The 4609-nt window shown below is 64.7% G+C and carries 5 protein-coding genes; 4 read left to right on the top strand and 1 reads right to left on the bottom strand.

The window, feature by feature from the left end:
* From EOA29_RS25960 to EOA29_RS25950, 3 genes are all read left to right on the top strand, one after another.
* Positions 1-296: AEC family transporter (locus EOA29_RS25960; RefSeq protein WP_189478991.1), on the top strand; the 296-nt coding region annotated here is incomplete at its 5' end.
* 171 nt (positions 297-467) lie between these two features.
* Positions 468-1925 (top strand): NAD-dependent succinate-semialdehyde dehydrogenase, encoded by a 1458-nt coding sequence (locus EOA29_RS25955; protein WP_126093338.1) that lies wholly within the window; start codon positions 468-470, stop codon positions 1923-1925.
* A gap of 95 nt (positions 1926-2020) precedes the next feature.
* Positions 2021-3046, top strand: coding sequence for an aldose epimerase family protein (locus EOA29_RS25950; protein WP_126093339.1), 1026 nt, complete (start codon positions 2021-2023; stop codon positions 3044-3046).
* Positions 3047-3064: 18 nt separating this feature from the next.
* Here EOA29_RS25950 and EOA29_RS25945 read toward each other — a convergent pair whose 3' ends face one another.
* The gene (locus EOA29_RS25945; RefSeq protein WP_126093340.1) at positions 3065-3985 is read right to left on the bottom strand and encodes a sugar kinase; all 921 of its coding nucleotides are present in this window, start codon (positions 3983-3985) and stop codon (positions 3065-3067) included.
* 157 nt (positions 3986-4142) lie between these two features.
* On the opposite strand from EOA29_RS25945, the gene EOA29_RS25940 reads away from it, so the two are divergent.
* On the top strand, positions 4143-4586 hold the full coding sequence (locus EOA29_RS25940; protein WP_126093341.1) for a FixH family protein: 444 nt from the start codon (positions 4143-4145) through the stop codon (positions 4584-4586).
* Positions 4587-4609 lie beyond the last annotated feature (23 nt).

Raw genomic sequence — 4609 nt, 5'->3', positions numbered from 1 at the left:
TGCGCCGCTTCGGCATCTCCGGCAACATCCGGCCGGCGCTCACGCTGTCGGTGCTCAAGTTGTTCCTGATGCCGGCGCTTGTTCTTCTCCTGGTCTGGCTGCTCGGCCTGCCGCCGCTGACGGCAAAGGTGGCCGTGGTGGTGGCGGCGCTGCCATCCGGCGTCAATTCCTACCTCATCGCCGTCCAGTTCAACACCGGCCAGGCGCTGGCCTCGAACCAGATGACAATCGCCACGGCAAGCGCTGTGCTGACCACGTCATTCTGGCTGACGGTGGTCGTCAACGTGTTCGGCTAGAGCCAATCGGCCCGGCCGGCGCTCGCTTTTGCTGGCCCAACCCCTATATGCCATCTTGTGATTGCTTGCAGGGCTTTCCCTAGGTAAGAGCATTGCGCCAGCGTGCGGCCCTGCACGCCCATCGAATATCCAGAAAAACGGCCGATCAGCGCGCCGAACGGAGGCCAGACCATGCTTCAGAAAACCAGCCATTTCATGCGCCAGGCCAATCTCATCAACGGCGAATGGGTGCAGGCCGACAGCGGCCAGACCGTCGACGTCAACAACCCGGCCACCGGCCTCAAGATCGGCACCGTGCCGAAGGCCGGCAAAGCCGAAACGCGCCGCGCCATCGAGGCCGCCGAGGAGGCGTTCAAGACCTGGCGCAAGACGACCGCGCTCGAGCGCTCGAAGCTCTTGCGCAAGCTGCATGACGCGATGATGGACAATCAGGACGTGCTTGCCGAGCTGCTGACCATCGAACAGGGCAAGTCGCTGTTCGAATCCAAGGGCGAGATCGGCTCCGCCGCGGCCTATATCCTTTGGTTCGCCGAGGAGGGCCGCCGCACCTATGGCGACATCGTGCCGTCGCCGTGGGGCGACCGCCGCATCCTGGTGACCAAGGAGCCGGTCGGCGTCATCGCCGCCATCACGCCTTGGAATTTTCCGTCCTCGATGCTTGCCCGCAAGCTCGGCCCGGCGCTGGCCGCAGGCTGCACGGCGGTGGTCAAGCCGGCCTCGCAGACGCCTTACTCCGGTCTCGCCTGGGGCGCGCTCGCCGAGGAGGTCGGCTTCCCCAAGGGCGTCATCAACATCCTGACCGGCTCGGCCGGCGAGATCGGCGACGAGATCTGCGCCAACCCGCTGGTCAAGAAGATCACCTTCACCGGCTCGACCGAGGTCGGCAAGATCCTCATCCAGAAGTCGTCCGTGACGGTCAAGAAAGTCTCGATGGAGCTCGGCGGCAATGCGCCGTTCATCGTCTTCGACGACGCCGACGTCGACCGCGCCGTCACCGGCGCCATCACCGCCAAGTACCGCAATTCGGGCCAGACCTGCGTCTGCACCAACCGCTTCCTCGTCCAGGCCGGCGTCTATGACAAGTTCGTCGAGAAGCTGGCCGCCGCCAGCAACGATCTGAAGGTCGGTTCCGGCCTGGAAGAAGGCGTCCAGCAGGGGCCGCTGATCGACGATAAGGCGGTCGAGAAGGTCGAGGAACTGATCGCCGACGCGACGTCGAAGGGCGGCAAGGTCGTCGCCGGCGGCAAGCGCCATGCGCTCGGCGGCTCGTTCTTCCAGCCGACCGTCATCGCCAATGCGACGCCGAAGATGCGCTTCATGAAGGAAGAGATCTTCGGGCCGGTCGCACCGGTGTTCAAATTCGACACCGAGGAGGAGGCGATCGCCTTGGCCAACGATACCGAGTTCGGCTTGGCCTGCTACTTCTACACCGGCGATCTCGGCCGCGCCTTCCGGGTCATGGAAGGGCTGAAATACGGCATGGTCGGCGTCAATGAGGGCCTGATCACCACGCCGGAAGCGCCCTTCGGCGGCGTCAAGGAATCCGGCCTCGGCAAGGAAGGCGGACATCAGGGCATCGAGGACTATCTCGACACCAAATATGTGTGTATCGGCGGCCTCGGCCTCTGATAGCCGATCACGGAGCGGGGCAGGCGCCTGGCCTGCCCTTGCCGGATCAAAGGGCGCCGGCCTAAATCGACTGATCAAAAACTGGCATTTCGGGCATGGCGATGAAGGACGGCGAGGTCTTCGGCACGACGCAGGCGGGCGAGGCCGTTCGCCGCTTCACCATCCGCGGCGGCGGCCTCACCGCCAACATCATCGGACTCGGCGCGATCATCCAGGATCTGCGGCTCACCGGTCACGACGCGCCGCTGGTGCTGGGCTACGACCGGTTCGAGCCCTACGAGACCGACCGCGCCTATTTCGGCGCAGTTGTCGGCCGCTTCGCCAACCGCATTCGCGACGGCCGCTTCACAATCGCCGGCAATCGCTACCAGACGGAACGCAACTTTCTGGGCAAGCACACGCTGCATGGCGGCTCGGAAGGCTATTTCCACCGTCCGTGGACCGTCTCGCTGCATGGGCGCGATTTCGTGACGCTGACGCTGCACGATCCGGATGGCACAATGGGCTTTCCCGGCGCGCTGGACGTCACCTGCACTTATCGGCTGAAGATCCCCGGCACGCTCAGCATGGAACTGACCGCCACCTGCGAGGAGCCGACGCTCTGCAACCTCGCGCAGCATTCCTACTTCAATCTCGACGATGGCGGGGACGGCGACATCCTCGACCATCGGCTGATGCTCAATGCCAGCGCCTACACGCCCGTCGACGGCGAGATGATCCCGACCGGTGCGGTAAAGCCGGTCGACGGCACGCCCTTTGATTTCCGCCAGGCGCGGCCGTTGCGTATGGAAACGGAAGGCGAGCAGCTTCCCTACGACCTGAATTTCTGCCTCGCCTCCAGCCGTGGACCGCTTCACCAGGCGGCCTGGGTGCAAGGCGCCAATTCGGGCGTCGAGATGGAAGTCTGGACGACGGAACCCGGCTTGCAGCTCTATATCGGCCAGTATGTCGCGCCATCGTCGCCCGGGCTGGATGGCCGCCGCTACAAGGCGTTTTCGGGTTTCTGCCTCGAAGCGCAAGCGTGGCCCGATGCGCCGAACCGGCCCTATTTCCCGCAGGCCACGTTGTGGCCGGGGCAGATCTACCGTCAAGTGACGGAATATCGGTTCAGACTGCCCTGATCGCGGTATCGGGAAGCCTTAGTTCCCGAAGGCAGCCCGCAGGGTCTCGAACGGCGCCAGCGCGCCACGGACCTGAACGACGGCGGCGGCGACGCGATGTGCAAGGACAGCCGAGTCGGCGGGCGCATGGCCGGCAAGCCGGGCGGCCAGATAGCCGCCATTGAAGGAATCGCCGGCGCCTGTGGTATCGACTGGCGTGGCGACATGAACGGCCGCCACGGTTTGTAACGCTCCGCTCACGGCAAGCATCGCCGGCTGCTCGCCATTCTTAACGACGACCTCGCCGACCAGCCCCTCGATCCTTTCCGCGGTCGCCTGCGGTGTCTCGTCGCCGAACAGCATCTGCTCGTCGGGGAAAGTCGGCAGCGCGATATCGGCGACGGCAAGCGCTTCCAGGATCGCGACCTGCGCCGTCTCGCGGTTCTGCCAGAGCCTGGGGCGGTAGTTTGGATCGAAAGCGACGAGGGAACCGGCTGCGCCGGCTTTGGCGACAGCGGCAAGCAAGGTCTTGCGCGCCGCTTCGTCCAGAATTGCCAAGGTGATTCCTGAAAAATAGACAAGCGCCTGGTTTTCAAGGCTTTTCGCCAGCGCTGCAGGATCGGAGGCCAGCTGGCGCGCCGCCGCGTCGCTTCGCCAGTAGGTGAAGGCGCGCTCGGCTCCGGTGAGTGTTATGGCGTAAAGGCCGGGCCTTGCGCCGGCGATGACCGGGCTGTTGCCGATGCCGATACCGTTTTGTGCGAAGAAGCCGATCTGATCGCGCGAAAAAGGATCATCGCCGAAGGCCGAGACATAGGTCGCCGGGCGGTCCGGACTCAGCGCATGCAGCGCCCACAGCGTGTTGAAGGTGTCGCCGGCAAAGCCCATGCGCCAGTTCGGCCCCGCCTGGCCCGACAGTTCGAGCATGCATTCGCCGATCGAAGCAACACCGTTGGCGGCCATGGGGGTTCCTTTCTCCTAAAACGATGCTGCTGTAGCTTTTTGCAACCGGCAGCGCCATGCTTGGCTAAGGCCGAATTTTGCGCCAGAAGCGATTTCCCACAGGCGGGACGGGATGCGGCACGCAGCCCGTGACGTTATCAGCCGAAGAGGAACCGGTTTGGCATCGATATGGCGTTACATTCTCGCTGGTCTTGGTTTGGCCGCCCTGGTGGTCGGCGTCCTGACGGTTGTCTACCTGACGGCGCCGCACTCGCCGCAAGGTCCCGACACGTCGCGCTCGAAGAAGACGGCGAATGGCCTGTTCGTTGCGAGCTTCGAGCCGGAACGCGGCGTGATACGGCAAGGCGAGCTGCAATCCTGGCTGCTGACGCTGAAGACCGCCGCCGGTGCTCCGGTGGAAGGCGCCGCGATCACCGTTTCCGGCGGCATGCCACAGCACAATCACGGCCTGCCGACCAGTCCGCAGGCGACCGACTATCTGGGCGAGGGGCGCTACCGCATCGACGGGGTGAAATTCACCATGGGCGGCTGGTGGCAGCTGCGCTTCGCCGTCTCGGCGGCGGCGGGCTCCGATTCCGTTGTCTTCAACATCGTGTTGTGAGTGGCCGATGAGGCGTCTTGCCC

Source organism: Mesorhizobium sp. M1E.F.Ca.ET.063.01.1.1 (genome assembly GCF_003998155.1).
In the GTDB taxonomy this organism is placed as follows: Bacteria; Pseudomonadota; Alphaproteobacteria; order Rhizobiales; family Rhizobiaceae; genus Mesorhizobium.
This window is presented reverse-complemented; position numbering and strand designations above follow the sequence as displayed.

What these genes read in the sequence shown, in the direction of transcription:
- EOA29_RS25945 (WP_126093340.1), bottom strand. Translation starts at nt 3,985, where the DNA reads ATGGCCGCCAACGGTGTTGCTTCGATCGGCGAATGCATGCTCGAACTG.
- EOA29_RS25950 (WP_126093339.1), top strand. Translation starts at nt 2,021, where the DNA reads ATGGCGATGAAGGACGGCGAGGTCTTCGGCACGACGCAGGCGGGCGAG.
- EOA29_RS25955 (WP_126093338.1), top strand. Translation starts at nt 468, where the DNA reads ATGCTTCAGAAAACCAGCCATTTCATGCGCCAGGCCAATCTCATCAAC.